The sequence below is a fragment of the Pseudomonas sp. LG1D9 genome (assembly GCF_002949995.1).
Classification (GTDB): Bacteria; Pseudomonadota; Gammaproteobacteria; order Pseudomonadales; family Pseudomonadaceae; genus Aquipseudomonas; species Aquipseudomonas proteolytica.
The window spans coordinates 2,024,993-2,044,252 of record NZ_CP026881.1 but is presented as its reverse complement, the minus strand read 5'-3'; the positions used below and the strand labels follow the sequence as shown (position 1 = coordinate 2,044,252).

At 61.3% G+C, this 19,260-nt stretch carries 19 protein-coding genes; 14 read left to right on the top strand and 5 right to left on the bottom strand.

Annotated elements, in window-relative coordinates; translation table 11 throughout:
- Nucleotides 1-32: 32 nt before the first annotated feature.
- Nucleotides 33-770 carry a ComF family protein gene (locus C5F71_RS09835; protein ID WP_104911035.1) on the bottom strand — a complete coding sequence of 246 codons (738 nt, stop codon included), beginning with the start codon at nt 768-770 and terminating at the stop codon, nt 33-35.
- Between the two features lie 92 nt (nt 771-862).
- Here C5F71_RS09835 and bioB point away from each other — a divergent pair, with 92 nt between their 5' ends.
- The 10 genes from bioB (at nt 863) to C5F71_RS09785 (ending at nt 13,317) form a co-directional block, all read left to right on the top strand.
- Entirely contained in the window at nt 863-1,918 is a 1,056-nt protein-coding gene (gene bioB / locus C5F71_RS09830) for a biotin synthase BioB (protein WP_029296913.1), read from the top strand.
- Nucleotides 1,919-2,063: 145 nt separating this feature from the next.
- Nucleotides 2,064-3,242 carry an 8-amino-7-oxononanoate synthase gene (bioF, locus tag C5F71_RS09825; protein WP_029296912.1) on the top strand — a complete coding sequence of 393 codons (1,179 nt, stop codon included), beginning with the start codon at nt 2,064-2,066 and terminating at the stop codon, nt 3,240-3,242.
- Nucleotides 3,235-3,966 carry an alpha/beta fold hydrolase gene (locus tag C5F71_RS09820; protein WP_104911034.1) on the top strand — a complete coding sequence of 244 codons (732 nt, stop codon included), beginning with the start codon at nt 3,235-3,237 and terminating at the stop codon, nt 3,964-3,966. The genes bioF and C5F71_RS09820 overlap by 8 nt, the downstream gene beginning before the upstream one ends.
- On the top strand, nt 3,959-4,771 hold the full coding sequence (bioC, locus tag C5F71_RS09815; RefSeq protein ID WP_104911033.1) for a malonyl-ACP O-methyltransferase BioC: 813 nt from the start codon (nt 3,959-3,961) through the stop codon (nt 4,769-4,771). The genes C5F71_RS09820 and bioC overlap by 8 nt, the downstream gene beginning before the upstream one ends.
- Entirely contained in the window at nt 4,768-5,448 is a 681-nt protein-coding gene (bioD, locus tag C5F71_RS09810) for a dethiobiotin synthase (RefSeq protein WP_029296906.1), read from the top strand. The genes bioC and bioD overlap by 4 nt, the downstream gene beginning before the upstream one ends.
- 107 nt (nt 5,449-5,555) lie before the next feature.
- Entirely contained in the window at nt 5,556-5,837 is a 282-nt protein-coding gene (locus tag C5F71_RS09805; RefSeq protein ID WP_029296904.1) for a hypothetical protein, read from the top strand.
- Between the two features lie 387 nt (nt 5,838-6,224).
- On the top strand, nt 6,225-8,030 hold the full coding sequence (locus C5F71_RS09800) for a phenylacyl-CoA dehydrogenase (RefSeq protein WP_029296902.1): 1,806 nt from the start codon (nt 6,225-6,227) through the stop codon (nt 8,028-8,030).
- 206 nt (nt 8,031-8,236) lie between these two features.
- Complete coding sequence (locus C5F71_RS09795; protein WP_029296900.1) at nt 8,237-9,529, top strand: diguanylate cyclase; 1,293 nt, start codon at nt 8,237-8,239, stop codon at nt 9,527-9,529.
- Between the two features lie 90 nt (nt 9,530-9,619).
- Nucleotides 9,620-11,404 carry an acyl-CoA dehydrogenase C-terminal domain-containing protein gene (locus tag C5F71_RS09790; protein WP_104911032.1) on the top strand — a complete coding sequence of 595 codons (1,785 nt, stop codon included), beginning with the start codon at nt 9,620-9,622 and terminating at the stop codon, nt 11,402-11,404.
- 134 nt (nt 11,405-11,538) lie between these two features.
- Nucleotides 11,539-13,317, top strand: a complete 1,779-nt coding sequence (locus C5F71_RS09785; protein ID WP_029296896.1) for an acyl-CoA dehydrogenase C-terminal domain-containing protein — start codon at nt 11,539-11,541, stop codon at nt 13,315-13,317.
- 227 nt (nt 13,318-13,544) lie between these two features.
- Here C5F71_RS09785 and C5F71_RS09780 read toward each other — a convergent pair whose 3' ends face one another.
- Nucleotides 13,545-14,465, bottom strand: a complete 921-nt coding sequence (locus C5F71_RS09780; protein WP_029296894.1) for a LysR family transcriptional regulator — start codon at nt 14,463-14,465, stop codon at nt 13,545-13,547.
- 206 nt (nt 14,466-14,671) lie between these two features.
- Here C5F71_RS09780 and C5F71_RS09775 point away from each other — a divergent pair, with 206 nt between their 5' ends.
- The 4 genes from C5F71_RS09775 to C5F71_RS09760 all read left to right on the top strand — a co-directional run bounded on the left by C5F71_RS09775 (nt 14,672) and on the right by C5F71_RS09760 (nt 17,103).
- Nucleotides 14,672-15,943, top strand: coding sequence for an aspartate aminotransferase family protein (locus C5F71_RS09775; protein ID WP_104911031.1), 1,272 nt, complete (start codon nt 14,672-14,674; stop codon nt 15,941-15,943).
- Between the two features lie 234 nt (nt 15,944-16,177).
- Nucleotides 16,178-16,543 (top strand): type II toxin-antitoxin system RelE/ParE family toxin, encoded by a 366-nt coding sequence (locus C5F71_RS09770; RefSeq protein WP_104911030.1) that lies wholly within the window; start codon nt 16,178-16,180, stop codon nt 16,541-16,543.
- On the top strand, nt 16,527-16,847 hold the full coding sequence (locus C5F71_RS09765) for a DNA-binding transcriptional regulator (RefSeq protein WP_029296888.1): 321 nt from the start codon (nt 16,527-16,529) through the stop codon (nt 16,845-16,847). The genes C5F71_RS09770 and C5F71_RS09765 overlap by 17 nt, the downstream gene beginning before the upstream one ends.
- A 97-nt stretch (nt 16,848-16,944) precedes the next feature.
- Nucleotides 16,945-17,103 carry a YqaE/Pmp3 family membrane protein gene (locus C5F71_RS09760; RefSeq protein ID WP_007904205.1) on the top strand — a complete coding sequence of 53 codons (159 nt, stop codon included), beginning with the start codon at nt 16,945-16,947 and terminating at the stop codon, nt 17,101-17,103.
- 4 nt (nt 17,104-17,107) lie between these two features.
- Here C5F71_RS09760 and pqqE read toward each other — a convergent pair whose 3' ends face one another.
- Genes pqqE through pqqC form a run of 3 tightly spaced genes read right to left on the bottom strand, consistent with a single transcriptional unit; the run spans nt 17,108 to nt 19,255 of the window.
- Nucleotides 17,108-18,238: a pyrroloquinoline quinone biosynthesis protein PqqE gene (gene pqqE / locus C5F71_RS09755; protein ID WP_187699388.1), complete on the bottom strand. Its 1,131-nt coding sequence runs from the start codon at nt 18,236-18,238 to the stop codon at nt 17,108-17,110.
- Nucleotides 18,231-18,506: a pyrroloquinoline quinone biosynthesis peptide chaperone PqqD gene (gene pqqD, locus C5F71_RS09750; protein ID WP_070994502.1), complete on the bottom strand. Its 276-nt coding sequence runs from the start codon at nt 18,504-18,506 to the stop codon at nt 18,231-18,233. The genes pqqE and pqqD overlap by 8 nt, the downstream gene beginning before the upstream one ends.
- Entirely contained in the window at nt 18,503-19,255 is a 753-nt protein-coding gene (gene pqqC, locus C5F71_RS09745; protein ID WP_070994503.1) for a pyrroloquinoline-quinone synthase PqqC, read from the bottom strand. The genes pqqD and pqqC overlap by 4 nt, the downstream gene beginning before the upstream one ends.
- Nucleotides 19,256-19,260 lie beyond the last annotated feature (5 nt).

Below are 19,260 nucleotides of genomic sequence, written 5' to 3'. Positions count from 1 at the left end.
GGACGTTGCGGGCAGGCGTCGCCGGAGTCAAGTCATGTGCCGGGCTTGGGTGTGCGCGCCAGGCAATACACATCGACCTGGCGCGCGCCGGCGTGTAGCAGCAGGCGGGCCAGGCTGTGGGCGGTGGCGCCGGTGGTCAGCACATCGTCCACCAGCGCCAGGTGCTGGCCCTGTACCTGCGCGCCCGGGGCCAGGGCAAAGGCCTTGAGCAGGTTGCGCTGGCGCTGCCTGGCGTCCAGTTGCTGTTGGGCGATGGTGTCCTGGGGGCGCAGCAGCAGTTGTTCATCCACAGGCAGGTCGAGGTCCCGGCCCAGCCAGCGGGCGAGCATGGCGGCCTGGTTGTAGCCACGTTGGCGCAGGCGTTTGGTGGCCATCGGCACAGGAAGCAGGCGGTCGGGGCGTGCCAGTTCGGCGTTGTCGAAGCGGTCTTGCAGGCATTGCCCCAGCAGGCTTGCCAGCAGATGCCCCAGGGGCCATTTGCCCTGATGTTTGAAGCGGCTGATCAGGCTGTCCAGGGGAAAGCCATAGGTCCAGGGCGCCACGACTTGCTGGAATGCCGGGGGTGAGTGCAGGCATTGGCCGCAGGTCAGGCCGCTGACGGGTAAGGGCAGGGCGCACACCTGGCAGCAATCCGTCAGCCACGGCAGGTCGATTTCGCAGGCATTGCATAGCGTAGCGGGGGAGTCCGTGGCTTCATCGCAGAGCAAACAGGTCTGGTTGCTTTTTAACCAGATGTAAACCTCGTGTTTGTAGTCAGGTTGACAGTGCATGAATCTTCCTTAAATATGCCGAGCATCCGTGTCGTGCCTGTGGGTATTGCCCTTCCCACAGCGCTTGCCCAAGCATAAACAAGGAATCGCCCATGAGCGCCAGCCTCACTGCCACCTTGCGTCACGACTGGTCTTTGGCCGAAGTCAAAGCCCTGTTCGTCCAGCCGTTCAATGACCTGCTGTTCCAGGCGCAGACCGTGCACCGCGCGCATTTCGATGCCAATCGAGTGCAGGTTTCGACCTTGCTGTCGATCAAGACCGGTGCCTGCCCGGAAGATTGCAAATATTGTCCGCAGTCGGGCCACTACAACACCGGCCTGGAAAAAGAAAAGCTGATGGAAGTGCAGAAAGTCCTCGAAGAGGCGGCACGTGCCAAGGCCATCGGTTCGACCCGCTTCTGCATGGGCGCCGCCTGGAAGCACCCATCGGCCAAAGACATGCCCTATGTGTTGCAGATGGTCAAAGGCGTCAAGGCCATGGGCCTGGAAACCTGCATGACCCTGGGTCGTCTGGACCAGGACCAAACCGAGGCCCTGGCCCAGGCCGGCCTGGACTACTACAACCACAACCTGGATACGTCGCCGGAGTTCTACGGCTCGATCATCACCACCCGCACCTACAGCGAACGCCTGCAAACCCTGGCGTATGTACGTGATTCGGGGATGAAGATCTGCTCGGGCGGTATCCTCGGCATGGGCGAATCCCTCGACGACCGCGCCAACCTGCTGATCCAGCTGGCCAACCTGCCGGAGCATCCGGAATCGGTGCCGATCAACATGCTGGTGAAGGTGGCCGGTACGCCCCTGGAGAATGCCGAGGATATCGACCCGTTCGACTTTATCCGCATGCTCGCCGTGGCGCGCATCCTGATGCCGCAATCCCATGTGCGGCTGTCCGCCGGCCGTGAAGCGATGAACGAGCAGATGCAGGCTTTGGCGTTCTTTGCCGGTGCCAACTCGATTTTCTACGGCGACAAGTTGCTGACCACCGCCAACCCGCAGGCCGACAAGGACATGCAGCTGTTCTCACGGCTGGGCATCCTGCCGGAAGCTCGTGAAGAGCACGCCGATGAAGTGCACCAGGCGGCGATTGAGCAGGCGTTGGTCGAGCAGAAAAGCAGCGAGCAGTTCTACAACGCTGTCGTCTGATTGAAATGCCATCCAAATGTGGGAGCGGGCTTGCCCGCGATCAGGGAGGGTCAGTCAAGACATTAGCTGGCTGACACACCGTAATCGCGGGCAAGCCCGCTCCCACATTTTTGATCGAGTTCAATCCCTTGAATATGAGGCCAGCATGTCTTTTGATCTCGCCGCGCGCCTCGCTGCCCGCCGTACAGAACACCTCTATCGCCAGCGTCCGCTGCTGCAAAGCCCCCAGGGCCCGCAGGTGGTAGTGGACGGCCAGCCGTTGTTGGCCTTTTGCAATAACGACTACCTGGGCCTGGCCAATCACCCGCAAGTGATTGAAGCCTGGCAGGCCGGTGCTGCCCGTTGGGGCGTGGGCGGAGGGGCCTCGCACTTGGTCGTCGGCCACAGCACGCCACACCATGAGTTGGAAGAGGCGCTGGCCGAGTTCACCGGGCGCCCGCGTGCGCTGTTGTTCACCACCGGTTATATGGCCAACCTCGGTACCGTCACCGCCTTGGTGGGGCAGGGCGATACGGTACTCGAAGACCGGCTCAACCACGCGTCCCTGCTGGATGCAGGCTTACTGTCCGGCGCGCGGTTCAATCGCTATCTGCATAACGATGCGGTCAGCCTGGCCAAGCGCCTGGAAAGAGCCTGCGGCAATACCCTGGTAGTCACTGACGGCGTGTTCAGCATGGACGGCGACCTTGCGGACCTACCGGCCCTGGCCCGCGAAACTCGGGCCAAGGGCGCCTGGCTGATGGTGGATGATGCCCATGGCTTCGGGCCGTTGGGCGCCACGGGCGGCGGGATCGTCGAGCATTTTGGCCTGAGCCAGGAGGATGTGCCGGTGTTGGTCGGCACCCTGGGCAAAGCCTTCGGGACCGCCGGGGCGTTCGTCGCTGGCAGCGAGGAGCTGATCGAAAGCCTGATCCAATTCGCCCGCCCGTATATCTACACCACCAGCCAACCGCCGGCGCTGGCCTGCGCCACCCTCAAAAGCCTGGAACTGCTGCGCAGCGAGCACTGGCGGCGTGAGCATTTGCACACACTGATCCGCCAGTTCCGCCAGGGTGCCGAGCAGATCGGCCTGGTGTTGATGGACAGCTTTACCCCGATCCAGCCAATCATGATTGGCGACAGTGCGCGCGCGGTGCGCCTGTCGCAGATGCTGCGCGAGCGCGGCATCATGGTCACGGCCATCCGCCCGCCTACCGTGCCGGCCGGCAGTGCCCGTTTGCGTGTGACCTTGACGGCCGCCCACACTGAGGCGCAGGTGCGACTATTGTTAGACGCATTGGAAGAGTGTTTCCGCTTGTCAGACCCGGAGTCCGACCATGCGTGATCGACTGATACTGCTCCCCGGCTGGGGGCTGGGTGTGTCGCCACTGGAGCCCTTGGCCGCCGCCTTGCGCGGTCTGGATGAGCGCTTGCGGGTGGATATCGAACCGTTGCCGGTGCTCACCAGCAGCGACCCTGATGAATGGCTCGACGAGCTCGATGCCACGTTGCCAGACAACGCCTGGCTGGGCGGTTGGTCCCTGGGCGGAATGCTCGCATCCGAGTTGGCGGCACGGCGCGGCGATCGCTGCTGCGGCTTGCTGACCTTGGCCAGTAACCCCTGTTTTGTGGCGCACGAGGGCTGGCCCAGCGCAATGCCGGCCGAGACGTTCGACGCGTTCCTGGCGGGTTGCCACGCCGATTCGCAAGTCACCCTCAAGCGCTTTGGCCTGTTGTGCGCCAAGGGGACGCAAGACCCACGGGGCATCGCGCGCTTGCTGGTCAGCAGCGCGCCGGCTACGGCGTCCAGTGCGCTGATGAGTGGCCTGGAGCTGCTTGCACAACTGGACACCCGCGAGGCCCTGCAGGCTTTTCGTGGCCCGCAGTTGCACGTGTTCGCCGGCCTGGATGAGTTGGTGCCCTGCGAGGCCGCCACTGAGCTGCTGAAGTTATTGCCTGATGTTGAGGTCGGTCTGATTGAACAGGCCGGACACGCTTTCCTACTGGACAACCCCCATGGAGTGGCGGCGGCGATCCAGGCTTTTTTGCATGAGTGCGGCGATGACTGATTTGTCCCATCCTCCACTGCCGGGCGCCTTGCCCGACAAACGCCAGGTGGCGGCGTCGTTTTCCAGGGCGGCGGCCAGTTATGACAGCGTTGCAGCGTTGCAGCGTGACGTGGGCAGCGAGTTGCTTGGGCGCTTGCCATCGGCGTTGATGCCCCGGCGCTGGCTGGATCTGGGCTGCGGCACCGGATTTTTCAGCCGCGCATTGAATAGCACGTTCCCGCAGGGCCAAGGCCTGGCGCTGGATATCGCCGAAGGGATGCTCAGCCACGCGCGGCCCTTGGGCGGTGCCGAGCACTTTGTCGCCGGGGATGCCGAGCGTTTGCCGCTACAGGACGGTAGTTGCGGGCTGGTCTTCTCCAGCCTGGCGGTGCAGTGGTGTGCTGACTTCCCGGCGGTACTCAGTGAGGCGCGGCGGGTGTTGCAGCCCGGTGGCGTGCTGGCGTTTGCCAGCCTGTGCGTCGGCACCCTGGATGAGTTGCGCGACAGTTGGCGGGCGGCGGACGCAATGGTTCACGTCAACCGGTTCCGCCCGTTCAGCACGTACCAACAGCAGTGCGCGGCCAGTGGCTTGCGCGTGGTGAGCCTGGAGCAGCGCCCCCACGTGTTGCATTACCCGGATGTACGCAGCCTGACCCACGAATTGAAAGCTTTGGGGGCCCACAATCTCAACCCGGGGCGCCCTGGCGGCTTGACGGGCCGGGCGCGGATTGTTGCCTTGGTGCAGGCCTACGAGCAGTTGCGCCAGGCCCAGGGCCTGCCAGCCACCTATCAAGTCGTGTATGCCGTACTGGAGAAGCCCTTATGAGCGCTGCCTATTTCGTCACGGGCACCGACACCGATGTCGGCAAGACCACCGTCGCCGCAGGCCTGTTGCATGCGGCCCGACAGGCCGGCAAGAGCACCGCTGCCGGCAAGCCGGTGGCCTCGGGCTGCGAAGTGACCACACGGGGCTTGCGCAACGCTGATGCTCTGGCCTTGCTGGCGGAGTGTTCGTTGCCGCTGGCCTATGCCGAAGTCAATCCACTGGCCTTTGAACCCGCCATCGCGCCGCACCTGGCGGCCCGTGAAGCGGGTGTGGCGCTGACCGTGCAAGCCCTGCTCAAGCCGATGCAGCACATCCTCGACAAACACGCGGACTTCACCCTGATTGAAGGTGCCGGTGGCTGGCGCGTGCCGCTGGCTGATCAGGACAACCTGTCGGATTTGGCCAAGGCCTTGCAGTTACCGGTGATCCTGGTGGTGGGCGTGCGCCTGGGGTGTATCAATCATGCGCTGCTGAGCGCCGAAGCCATCGCCCGGGACGGTTTGCCGCTGGCGGGATGGGTGGCCAATATCATCGATCCGAAGACCTCCCGTCTGGAAGAAAACCTCGCCACCTTGGCCGAACGCCTGCCGGCGCCGTGCCTGGGCCGGGTGCCACGGCTCAAGCAACCCACGGCCGAAGCGGTGGCCGAGTACCTGCAACTGGACTTGCTTGATTAGTTTTTTCTAGGGATAAGGCATTATGCCATTAGTGTTATTGACGGGCCTTTTGCCAGATTGTCTGCTTCAATAAGGATTCACGATTTATTGCAAGGCAGGTTTACGCCATGGAAATCTCTGGAAGCAGTGCGTTTTATTCAGGCCTGAGCACTATTCAGGCCGGGCAAAACCGCGTCGACCAGGCCGCCGGCAAAATCGCCAGTGCTGCCACCAGCCAGCCTTCGGATGCGCAGAATGACCGCTTGCAGGCGGTCAATCGCGGCCAGCCGACCAGCTCCGCGAGCAATATGGTGGAACTGGCTGAAGGCAAGCTCCAGGTTGAGCTGGGCGCGAAAGTCGCCAAGGCTTCCGACGAAATGCTCGGCACGTTGATCGACACCTACGCCTGATCCAGCGGGATCATTGTGGCGAGGGGGCTAGTCCCCCGTTGGGCTGCGCAGCAGCCCCAAAACCTGCCACCTCGGTGTATCTGATAAGTCTCGGTGTGTCTTATCGGGGCTGCTTTGCAGCCCAACGGGGGACAAGCCCCCTCGCCACGACAAGCCTCTAGCCACCCCGATTTCGTCAACATACCTATCTTCCAATCTTTGACCGGTCATGCGGCATCACGCTGCAGGCCTTGTTGCGCCTGGCGTTGACCTGTGTCATGACAAACGGCATCTGCGGGGCGCTTGACAAGGATTGGGCGTAAACGTATGTTTCAAACAACTGTTTGACCGCTACAACAAATCCACGCGGTTGTTCATTCCAGGATTCATCAGCAGAGGTTTATCGCTATGCCTGACTACAAGGCCCCCTTGCGTGATATTCGCTTCGTTCGTGACGAACTGCTCGGCTACGAAGCGCACTATCAGAGCCTGCCGGCTTGCCAGGACGCTACCCCAGACATGGTTGACGCCATTCTCGAAGAAGGCGCCAAGTTTTGTGAGCAAGTGCTGGCCCCGTTGAACCGCGTCGGTGACATCGAAGGGTGCACCTGGAGCGAGTCAGGCGTAAAAACCCCTACTGGTTTCAAAGAAGCCTACAAACAATTCGTCGAAGGTGGCTGGCCAAGCCTGGCCCACGACGTGGCGCACGGCGGCCAAGGCCTGCCGGAATCCCTGGGCCTGGCCGTCAGCGAGATGGTCGGTGAAGCGAACTGGTCGTGGGGCATGTACCCAGGCCTGTCCCATGGCGCGATGAACACCATTTCCGAGCACGGTACCCCCGAGCAGCAAGATGCCTACCTGACCAAACTGGTCTCGGGCGAATGGACCGGCACCATGTGCCTGACCGAGCCGCACTGCGGCACCGACCTGGGCATGCTGCGCACCAAGGCCGAACCTCAGGCCGACGGTTCCTACAAAGTCTCCGGGACCAAGATCTTCATCTCGGCCGGTGAACACGACATGGCCGACAACATCGTCCACATCGTACTGGCCCGCCTGCCGGATGCTCCGGCTGGCACCAAAGGCATTTCGCTGTTTATCGTGCCTAAGTTCCTGCCCAACGCCGATGGTTCGGTGGGTGAGCGCAACGCGGTGTCCTGTGGCTCCCTGGAACACAAGATGGGGATCCACGGTAACGCCACCTGCGTGATGAACTTCGACGCGGCCACCGGTTACCTGATCGGCCCGGCGAACAAAGGCCTGAACTGCATGTTCACCTTTATGAACACCGCTCGCCTGGGTACCGCGCTGCAAGGCCTGTCCCACGCCGAGATCGGTTTCCAGGGTGGCTTGAAATATGCGCGTGACCGCCTGCAAATGCGTTCCCTGACTGGCCCGAAAGCGCCGGACAAGGCCGCTGACCCGATCATCGTCCACCCGGACGTGCGTCGCATGCTGCTGACCATGAAAGCCTTCGCTGAAGGCAACCGTGCGATGGTGTACTTCACCGCCAAGCAAGTGGATATCGTCAAGTACGGTACCGACGACGAAGCCAAGAAACAGGCTGATGGCCTGCTGGCTTTCATGACCCCGATCGCCAAGGCGTTCATGACCGAAGTCGGGTTTGAATCTGCCAACCACGGCGTACAGATCTACGGCGGTCACGGCTTCATCGCCGAGTGGGGCATGGAGCAGAACGTTCGCGACAGCCGCATCTCGATGCTGTACGAAGGCACCACCGGCATCCAGGCGTTGGACCTGCTCGGCCGTAAAGTGCTGATGACCCAGGGCGAAGCGCTCAAGGGCTTCACCAAGATCGTGCACAAGTTCTGCCAGGCCAACGAAGGCAACGCAGCGGTCAGCGAGTTCGTCGCACCGTTGGCGGCACTGAACAAGGAGTGGGGCGAGTTGACCATGAAGGTCGGCATGGCTGCCATGAAGGACCGTGAAGAAGTCGGTGCCGCCTCCGTGGACTACCTGATGTACTCAGGTTATGCCTGCCTGGCTTACTTCTGGGCCGACATGGCGCGCCTGGCTGCCGAAAAACTGGCTGCCGGTACCAGCGAAGAAGGCTTCTACACCGCCAAGCTGCAGACTGCGCGCTTCTACTTCCAGCGCATCCTGCCGCGTACCCGTACCCACGTAGCGACCATGCTGTCGGGTGCCAACAACCTGATGGACATGAAAGAAGAGAACTTCGACCTGGGCTACTAAGCCCCGGCGGGTTCACTGCCAGGCCGCCGCTCTTTCGGGAGCGGCGGCGTTTTTATAGGCGGGTGAAAAAACCTGAGTGGCGCGCTCAGGGATTGCCCGTTGCTGCCGTTACAGTGATGGCAATGTGATACAGGTCACATTGAGTGTGCTTAACTGTCAGCAGTGAAGGCACTGTGCCATCTTTTTTGTGGGTCGGAGCTTTACCCTTGTCGCGCGCGTCTGCTGTACGTTTCAGTCATTTCCTACCATCGTTGCTGTTATTGCTGGCGGGGTTGTCGGCTGCTTACGTCAAGGACCTCAACGTCTTCTTCACCTCGCTGTTCAACGTGCTGCCGACCCTGGTGTTGCTGCTGGGCGGTGCCTATTGCGCGGTGTACCGCCGCCAGCGTGAGCTGTTCCTGATGGCGACGGTGTACGTCGCTTACTTCCTCCTGGATACCCAGACCGATTTCTATCGCGATCATGGCCGCGTGCGCGAAGACGCTGCCGTGGTGTTTCATCTGGTGTGCCTGCTGTTGCCGATGTTGTTCAGTATCTATGCCCTCTGGCAGGAGAAAACCCACCTGTTCCGCGACTTTGTCGCACGTTGCGCGGTGCTGCTTGCCGTGGGCAGCGTAGCCCTTGGCCTGGAGCAGAGTTACCCGGGACCGTTGCTCAACTGGTTGGCGGAGATTCGCTGGCCGGCGTTGCATGGCGCGTGGATGAGCTTGGTCCAACTGTCGTACCCGATGTTCCTGCTGGGTTTTGTCGCCCTGGCAGCCCAGTACTGGCGCGAGCCGCGGCCGTTGCATGCGGCGCAGTTGGTGGGGTTGCTGGGGATGTTCTGGATGTTGCCGCAGACCTTCATTCTGCCGTTCACTCTGAACATCATGTGCAGCCAGGTGATGTTGATGATCGCTGCGGGCGTGTCCCATGAGGCCTATCAAATGGCCTTTCGCGATGAGCTCACCGGCCTGCCGGGGCGTCGCGCCCTCAACGAGCGCATGCAGCGCCTGGGGCGCAACTATGTACTGGCGATGAGCGACGTCGACCACTTCAAGCGCTTCAACGACACCCACGGTCACGACGTCGGCGACCAGGTGCTGCGGTTGGTCGCCAGCAAACTGTCGAAAGTCAGCGGCGGCGGTCGGGCCTATCGGTATGGCGGCGAAGAATTTGCCGTAGTGTTCGCCGGCAAGACCCTGGATGAGTGCCTGCCGCACCTGGAAGCAATCCGCGAGGTCATTGCCAACTACCACATCAAGTTGCGCAACCAGGACAGTCGCCCCCAGGACGATCACCAGGGGCGTCAGCGCCGTTCGGGTGGCGGCGACTCCAGCGTGTCGGTGACCGTCAGCATCGGCGTCGCCGAGCGCCAGGTCGAGCAGCGCACCCCGGAAGAAGTGCTCAAGTCTGCTGACCAAGCGCTGTACAACGCCAAGGGTGCCGGGCGTAACTGTGTGGTGGCGGCCGGCCAGAACCGCCGTGGCGCGGTGCGCATGCAGGGCGCTGCCGGTTGAGTGATGGTGGTGTATTCAGCGCCTGTACAGTGATTGTCCGGGGGCACCTACGGCAGTAGGTTGCAGTCATCTGCCGCCGGAGACATCACCATGCCTGCCTATAAAGCTCCCCTGCGCGACATGCGCTTTCTGATTGATCACGTGTTTGATTTCCCTGCTCACTACGCGGCCCTGGGCGCCACCGAGGCCAGCCCGGACATGGTCAGCGCGATCCTCGAAGAAGGCGCCAGGTTCTGCGAAAACGTGCTGGCACCGTTGAATCGCCCGGGTGATGAAGAGGGCTGCCATTTTGATAATGGCGTGGTGACCACACCCAAAGGCTTCAAGGAAGCCTTTGCGCAATACGTCGAAGGCGGCTGGCACGGCCTGGCGGCGGACCCGGCCTACGGCGGCCAAGGCTTGCCGTCCTCCCTGGGCTTGGTGCTCAGCGAGATGATCGGCTCCAGCAACACTTCCTGGGGCATGTACCCCGGCCTGACCCACGGCGCCATGTCGGCGATCCACGCCCACGGCACTGCCGAGCAGAAAGACACCTACCTGACCAAACTCACCGCCGGCCAGTGGACGGGCACCATGTGCCTGACCGAAGCCCACTGCGGCACCGACCTTGGCATCATCAAGACCCGCGCCGTGCCCCAGGCCAACGGCAGCTATGCGGTAACCGGCAGCAAGATTTTCATCTCCGCCGGTGAACACGATATGAGCGAAAACATCATCCACCTGGTGCTGGCCAAGTTGCCGGACGCGCCGGCTGGCACCAAGGGCATTTCGCTGTTTATCGTGCCCAAGTTCCTCGCCGGTTCCGGCGCGCGCAATGGGGTCAGTTGCGGCTCCATCGAACACAAGATGGGGATCAAGGCCTCGGCCACCTGCGTGCTGAACTTCGATGGTGCCGAGGGCTATCTGATCGGCGAGGCCAACAAGGGCCTGAACTGCATGTTCACCATGATGAACCATGCGCGCCTGGGCACGGGCATGCAGGGGCTGTGCCTGGGTGAAGCGAGCTTCCAGGGCGCGATCCAGTACGCCAACGACCGTCTGCAGATGCGCGCCCTGACCGGCGCCAAGGCCCCGGATAAGCCGGCAGATCCGATCATCGTGCATCCCGATGTGCGGCGCATGCTGCTGACCATGAAAGCCTTCAACGAAGGCAACCGCGCCCTGACTTACTTCACCGCGCAACTGCTGGACACCGCACACCTGAGCGACGACCCGCAGCAGCGCCAGCAGGCCGAAGACCTGTTGGCGTTCCTCACGCCGATCTGCAAAGCCTTTATGACCGAAACCGGGCTGGAGGCGACCAACCACGGCATGCAGGTGTTTGGCGGCCACGGTTTTATCCGCGAGTGGGGCATGGAACAGTTGGTGCGCGACTGCCGGATCGCGCCGATCTACGAAGGCACCAATGGGATCCAGGCCCTGGATTTGCTGGGGCGCAAGGTGTTGGGCAGCCAGGGCAAGTTACTGCGCGGCTTTACCAAAATCGTGCATAAGTTTTGCGCGGCGAATGCCGAGCATCCACAACTCAAGGCCCAAGTCGCGCAGCTCAATGAGCTGAACCAACAATGGGGCGAGTTGACGACCAAAGTCGGCATGGCGGCGATGAAAAATCCCGATGAAGTTGGCGCGGCGGCCCTGGATTACTTGATGTACAGCGGTTACATCATCCATGCCTACCTGTGGCTGCGCATGGCGCTGGTGGCCCAGGCGCAGTTGGATGCAGGCCAAGGCGATGCGGACTACGCCCGTGGCAAGTTGGCGACCTGCGAGTTTTACTTCAAGCGTCTGTTGCCGCGCACCAGTGCACATCGGGCGGCGGTGGAGGCGGGCAGCGATTGCTTGATGAGCCTGCCTGCCGAGCTGTTCGCCTTGTAGGAATCGGTGGTGTGACTGTGAAATACCAATTGGTCACAAGCAGACCCTATGTGTCACAAAAGTTGTTCGGTTACACTCCGGGTCTGTGAAACCGATCCTACCGAATCACTTTTAACGTTCCTACGAGGTTTGCCATGGCTGACTACAAAGCGCCGCTGCGCGATATGCGCTTCGTCCTCAACGAAGTATTCGAGGTTGCCAAGCTGTGGGCGCAATTGCCGGCCCTGGCCGAGACCGTCGACGCCCAAACCGTCGAGGCAATCCTTGAAGAGGCTGGCAAAGTCACCGCCAAGACCATCGCCCCGTTGAGCCGCAGCGGCGACGAGGAAGGTTGCCGCTGGGACAATGGCGTAGTCACCACGCCGGCCGGCTTTCCCGAAGCCTACAAGACCTATGCCGAAGGCGGCTGGGTGGGCGTCGGTGGCGATCCTGCCTACGGTGGCATGGGCATGCCCAAGGCCGTGTCGGCCCAGGTCGAAGAAATGATCAACTCCTCGGGCCTGGCGTTTGGCCTGTACCCGATGCTGACGTCCGGCGCTTGCGTGTCGATCAACACCCACGCCAGTGAAGAACTGAAAGCCACTTACCTGCCGAATATGTACGCGGGCGTGTGGGCCGGTTCCATGTGCCTGACTGAGCCCCATGCCGGTACCGATCTGGGGATTATTCGTACCAAGGCCGAGCCCCAGGCAGACGGTTCCTACAAGGTCAGCGGGACCAAGATCTTCATCACCGGTGGCGAACACGACCTCACCGAAAACATCATCCACCTGGTGCTGGCCAAGTTGCCGGACGCTCCGGCCGGTCCCAAGGGCATCTCGCTGTTCCTGGTGCCCAAGTTCATGGTCAATGCCGATGGCAGCCTGGGCGCACGCAACCCGGTGACCTGTGGTTCGATCGAACACAAGATGGGCATCCAGGCCTCCGCCACTTGTGTGATGAACTTCGACGACGCCGTTGGCTACCTGGTCGGCGAGCCGAACCGTGGCCTGGCGGCGATGTTCACCATGATGAACTACGAGCGCCTGGGCGTCGGCATCCAGGGCCTGGCGACCGGCGAGCGCTCTTACCAGAACGCGGTGGAATACGCGCGTGACCGTCTGCAAAGCCGTTCGCCGACTGGCCCCAAGGCCAAGGACAAGATCGCCGACCCGATCATCAACCACCCTGACGTGCGTCGCATGTTGCTGACCATGAAGGCGGCGAACGAAGGCGGCCGTGCGTTTTCCACTTATGTGGCGATGCAACTGGACACCGCCAAGTTCAGCGAAGACGCCGCGACCCGCAAGCGCGCGGATGACCTGGTGGCGCTGCTGACCCCGGTATCCAAGGCCTTCCTCACCGACCTGGGCCTGGAAACCACCGTGCACGGCCAGCAGATCTTCGGCGGCCATGGTTATATCCGTGAGTGGGGCCAGGAGCAGTTGGTGCGTGACGTGCGTATCACGCAGATCTACGAAGGCACCAACGGCATCCAGGCGCTGGACTTGATGGGGCGCAAGATCGTCGGCAGCGGCGGGGCGTTCTACACCCTGTTTGCCGATGAGATCCGCCACTTCATCGCCACGGCCAGCAGCGACCTGGCTGAGTTCACCCAGCCCCTGAGCGCTGCGGTGGACGAGCTCGACACCTTGACTGCCTGGGTGCTGGATCGCGCCAAGACCAACCCGAATGAAATCGGCGCGGCCTCGGTGGAGTATCTGCATGCCTTCGGCTACATGGCCTATGCCTATATGTGGGCGTTGATGGCCAAGGCGGCTTTGGGCAAGGAGACCGAGGAAGACTTCTACGCCAGCAAACTGGGGACGGCGCGCTTTTACTTCGCTCGTCTGCTGCCGCGTATTCACTCCCTGAGTGCCTCCGTGAAGGCCGGCAGCGAATCGCTGTTCTTGCTGGACGAAGCGCAGTTCTAATCGGGGGAGGTCATGTAAGCATTCTCTTACATGACGTACTGCTAATCGTCCTCTATCGCCAGATTGGATCCACAGCTAATCTACTTCACATGGACGTCGCGCAGGAAGCGCAAAGCAACAACAGGGACACGTAGGATTCTGCCAGGGTGGCGGAGTGAAATGGATGTCAGGGAAACAGTCTGCAAAGCCCCGCTTCGGCGGGGTTTTCTTATTGCCCGCGAAAAAGTTCAGGCCAGCCCGTCTACCGTGCTTGCCGGCCCATGTGGCCCATTCATCACGTCTTCGAGCAAGGTGCGCAGCAACTCCAGCGTGGCTTGCTGACGTTGTACATCCCGGCACACCAAACCTACTTTCAGCGGCACCCGTGGCTCACTCAAGGGCTTCCACAATAGCGCGTGGCTGCTGTGTTCATCCTGTGATCGGCCAGGCAGTACTGTCGCCAGCCGCGTATGAGGCAGGCTGTCGAGAATCCCCACCATGGTGTTCAGCTCGGCCTGGACCTGCGGCCGGCGCCCCAGGTTCGCCAGTTGCGCCTGCCAGATCTGCCTGATCTGGAACTCTTCCCCGAGCAACAGCATGGGCAGTTCCGCTGCTTGTTTGAGGGAGACCTTCTTGAATTCACGCAAAGGATGGTCGGCAGGGATGACTACTTTCAGTTCATCTTCATACAGCAGTACGCCGTGCAACCCCGGTTGGCGTGCCGGTAGGTAGCTGATGCCAATGTCCAGCGAGCCATTGAGCAGGCGACGTTCGATCTCCAGGCCCGTCAGCTCATAGATCTGCACCACCAGGTGGGGCTGGGCTTTGCGCACGCGTTCGAGCATCTGCGGCACCAGGCTGGTGTGCACGGTTTGCAGCACACCGATAGCCAGGGTCCGCAGCGCCTGGCCCTTGAAATGCCGCAGGGCCTCGACGGCTTGCTGCATGCCATCGAGCAACGGCAGGGCATGGTTGTACAAGGTGTGGGCAGCCAGGGTCGGCAACAGGCGTTTACTGCTGCGTTCGAACAAGCTGACATCGAGGTGCTGCTCCAGCTGGCGGATCTGCTGCGACAGCGCTGGCTGGGAGATCGACAGGCGCTCTGCGGCCCGGCCCACATGGCCCTCTTCGTACACCGCGACGAAATAACGCAGTTGCTTGAAATCCATAAGTAATGCTTATCGAAAATGCTGGAAAATCGAAATGGCTGTACGCCCCCAAGGCGCCTAGTCTAGCGCCTATTCATAGGGCTTACAGGGCCAAGACGCGAGATGAATACCGTTTACAGCGATGGTGTTTACATAGGCAAGGCAAAAAACGAATTGCCGGGCTTCCGCCAATCCAGGGTTGCCAACAACCCGTGGGGTGTGCAGGCATGAACCTGTTCAACTTGCGCCGTCCGGCGCCGAGCCTGGACGATCTGTTACTGGACGCGAAAACCCCGATGCTGCGTGATGAGCTTTCCACTCAATCCCTGATGCCCACAGTGGCCCGCCCTCCGCAGGTTTTCGTACGCGGCCAGGGTTCGTGGCTATGGGACAGTGAAGACCGTGCCTACCTCGACTTTACCCAGGGTGGTGCGGCCAACAGCCTTGGCCACAGCCCTTCAGTTTTGGTGCGTGCGTTGGCCGACCAAGCGCAAGCGCTGATCAACCCCGGCAACGGCCTGCACAACCGTAGCCAACTGAACCTGGTGGACCGCTTGTGTCACAGCACCGGCAGCGACCAGGCCTACCTGCTCAACAGCGGTACGGAAGCCTGCGAGGCGGCGATCAAGCTGGCGCGCAAGTGGGGCCAGCTGCACCGTGGTGGCGCTTATCGCATTATTACCGCTGGCAACGCCAGCCACGGGCGCAGCCTGGCGACGCTGGCGGCCTCTGGCGACAATCGCTTCGAGCCACAACTGCCAGGCTTCTGTCACGTACCGTTCAATGACCTGCCAGCCCTGCACGCAGCGGTCGACGCACAAACCGTCGCGATCATGCTGGAACCGATCCAGGGCGAAGCCGGCGTCATCCCGGCCACCGAGCATTACCTCAAGGGTGTGGAGCGGCTGTGCCGGGAGTTGGGCATTCTGCTGATTCTTGATGAAGTACAGACTGGGATGGGCCGTTGCGGCACCTTGCTGGCCGAACAGCGCTACGGCGTGCGCGCCGATATCGTCGCCTTGGGTAAAGGCCTGGGTGGCGGAGTGCCATTGGCTGCGCTGCTGGCTCGCGGCAAAGCCTGCTGCTTTGAAATCGGTGAGTTGGAAGGCACCCATCACGGCAATGCCCTGATGGCGGCCGCCGGCGTCGCTGTGCTCGATAACGTGCTGGGGCACGGCTTTCTCGAACACGTACGTGATACCAGCCAGTACCTGGGCGAAGGCCTGGCGCGGCTTGCCCACCGCTATGGCCAGGGCGAACTGCGGGGCCAGGGCCTGTTGTTGGGCCTGAGCTTGTCAGATGATTCGGCAGATGCGGTGGTAAAAGCGGCGCTTTATGAGGGCCTGATCCTCAATGCCCCACAACCCAACTGCCTGCGCTTTACCCCGGCGTTGACGGTAAGCAAGAGCAATATCGACGAAATGCTACTGCGCCTGGCCCGTGCGTTTTCCCGTGTGCACACCGCCCAACTGCAATGCCGCAAGGGCATCGCTGTTTAACCCTTATTCCTGAACCGTCTCGCGGTATACGCAGCGCCTCCAGCTTGATTCTTTTGGCTGGGGGCGTTTTTTTTGTGTGTAATTTCTGGATTGAAAAGGACGCTTGAGGCTCATCGAGAAAAATGGCTTTTTAGCGGGCACCGGCAGGGAGTGCCGGAAGGGCGCAAAGATTTTTTGTGACCCCTATTTTTAATCTGTACCACCAGGTGGTATGTTTATGGGGAAGGGATGCCTATGAAGCTGCGACTGTTCAAAAGCCGGCATTTTGCTGATGCAGCCAGCAAGGCCTGGATCTGCGATTCGCAATTAAGAGAGGCATTTGGTGAGATGCTCAGGGGCCAGGCGGACAATCTGGGTGGTGGAGTCTGGAAGAAACGCCTCAATCACAACCGGCATCGCTCCATCGTCCTGGCGAAGGGCAGGCATTACTGGGTTTATCAGTTTCTGTTCGCCAAGCAAGACCAAAGCAATATCAGTCACAAGGAATTGACTGGGTTTCGGGCGTTGGCAAAGGCCTATGAAGGCTTAAACGAAATACAGATCCAGCAGTTGCTGGATCTCAGGGAGTTTGTGGAGATACATCATGACCAAAAAATATGAAAGCCAAGCGCTGGAGTCCATTCACCAATCGGCCAGCGCGCTGCATTCGATTGGCGCCATCAGCAAGACCACCCTTCGTGAATTCGATGAGCTGTGCATTGCGCCTGTGCCGGCACAGATACCTGCCGACCAGATCAAGCAACTGCGCGAGCGCAGTCATGTCAGCCAACCGGTGTTCGCCCGCTACCTGAACACCAGTGCGTCGACAATCAAGCAATGGGAGTCCGGCGAGAAGCAACCCAGCGGCATGGCGCTCAAGCTGCTGAGCATCGTGCAAAAGCACGGATTGGAGATCCTTGCCTGAGGAGGATGGCCCGGTGCCAGATTCCACTGAACCCTCACGCGCGGCCAGGGTCGATTAGCTGTACGGCTCACACGAGCCGATTATTCGGAGCTGACCCATGGATTTCATTCGTATCATCATCGCCATTCTGCTGCCGCCACTGGGTGTGTTCCTGCAAGTGGGTTTCGCCGGCGCGTTCTGGCTGAATATCCTGTTGACCCTGTGCGGCTACATCCCTGGCATCGTGCATGCGGTGTACATCATCGCCAAGCGTTGATCGGTCAGCCTTTGGCGATCAGCCGGGAGTTTCGCTCATTGCGAAAAGCCAGGTGCTCGATGGTCTGCGTAGCGTGCTCGGCTTCGAGCCGGGCATTGAGGATGATGCCGTGATCGGCGGATTTGCTGCACACCGGGTCAGCATTGCTGGCATCCCCTGTGAGCATGAACGCCTGGCAGCGGCAGCCGCCGAAGTCCTTTTCCTTCTCGTCGCACGAGCGGCATGGCTCTGGCATCCAGTCGTAACCACGAAAGCGGTTGAAGCCAAACGAGTCGTACCAGATGTGCTGCATGCTGTGGTCGCGCACATTGGGAAACTGCACCGGCATCTGTCGGGCGCCGTGACAAGGTAGGGCAGTGCCGTCTGGTGTCACTGTCAGAAAGATACTGCCCCAGCCATTCATACAGGCCTTAGGGCGTTCCTCGTAGTAGTCCGGCGTGACAAAAATCAGCTTGCACGGATGCCCTTCGGCTTCCAGCTTGGCGCGGTATTCGTTGGTGATGCGCTCGGCGCGGGTCAGTTGTTCCTGGGTCGGCAGCAGGCCAACACGGTTGAGCTGGGCCCAGCCATAGAACTGGCAGGTGGCGAGTTCGACAAAGTCTGCCTCCAGCGCAATGCACAGTTCGATGATGCGGTCGATCTTGTCGATATTGTGCCGATGGGTGACGAAGTTCAGCACCATCGGATACCCATGGGCTTTGACCGCCCGGGCCATTTCCAGCTTTTGCGCAAAGGCTTTTTTCGAGCCGGCCAGCAGGTTGTTCACCTGTTCATCGCTGGCCTGGAAGCTGATCTGGATATGGTCCAGGCCGGCTTTCTTGAAGTCGCTGATCTTCTGCTCGGTCAAGCCGATGCCGGAGGTAATCAGGTTGGTATAGAACCCCAGCTGGCGCGCCTCGGCGATCAGCTCGGCGAGATCCTGGCGCACCAGTGGCTCACCGCCGGAAAACCCCAGTTGTGCCGCGCCCATTTCCCGGGCTTCGCGAAACACCTTGATCCATTGCTCGGTACTCAACTCCTTGCCCTGCTCGGCGAAATCCAGCGGGTTGGAGCAGTACGGGCACTGCAGCGGGCAGCGATAGGTCAGCTCGGCGAGCAACCATAGCGGCAGGCCGATCTCGGGCTTTTCAGGCAAGTTCGATCCAGTGCTGTGCACGCGCCACCTCCATGAATTGCTCGATGTCTTCACCGAGTTCGGGTACGCCGGGGAATTGCTGCTCCAGCTCGCCAATGATGGCCGCCACACTGCGCTCGCCGTCGATCAAACCGCCAATCAACGCGGCGCTGTCGTTGAGCTTGATCATGCCTTCGGGGTATAGCAACACATGGCCCTTCTGCGCTGGCTCGTACTGGTAGCGGTAACCTTGGCGCCAGGTCGGCTTTTTGCTGCGGTCGAAACTCATAGCGTGATCCCTTTATGCCAGACCCGTTGCGCGGTCACGCTGTGATAAGGCGGGCGGTTCAGTTCGTAGGCCATACTCATGGCATCGAGCATGCTCCAAAGGATGTCGAGTTTGAACTGGAGAATCTCCAGCATCCGCTCCTGACCGGCGCGGCTGGTGTAGTGCGCAAGCGTGATCGCCAGCCCGTGCTCGACATCACGCCGGGCCTGGCCCAGGCGGGTACGGAAATACTCGTAGCCGGCAGGGTCGATCCATGGGTAATGCTGGGGCCAGCTGTCGAGGCGCGACTGGTGGATGTGCGGGGCGAACAACTCGGTCAGCGAGCTGCTGGCGGCTTCCTGCCAACTGGCCCGGCGGGCGAAATTGACGTAGGCATCCACGGCAAACCGCACGCCGGGCAACACCAGTTCCTGGGAACGCAGTTGATCCGGGTCCAGGCCCACCGCCTGGCCCAGGCGCAGCCAGGCTTCGATGCCGCCGTCTTCGCCGGGTGCGCCGTCATGATCGAGCAGGCGCTGGATCCACTCGCGACGGATTTCCCGGTCCGGGCAGTTGGCCAGGATCGCGGCGTCCTTCAGCGGGATGTTCACCTGGTAGTAGAACCGGTTGGCGACCCAGCCCTGGATCTGCTCGCGGGTGGCCCGGCCTTCATACATCGCCACGTGGTACGGGTGATGGATATGGTAGAACGCGCCCTTGGCCCGCAAGGCCTGTTCAAATTCGGCGGGGGTCAGCGGTGTGTCGGTCATTGGGG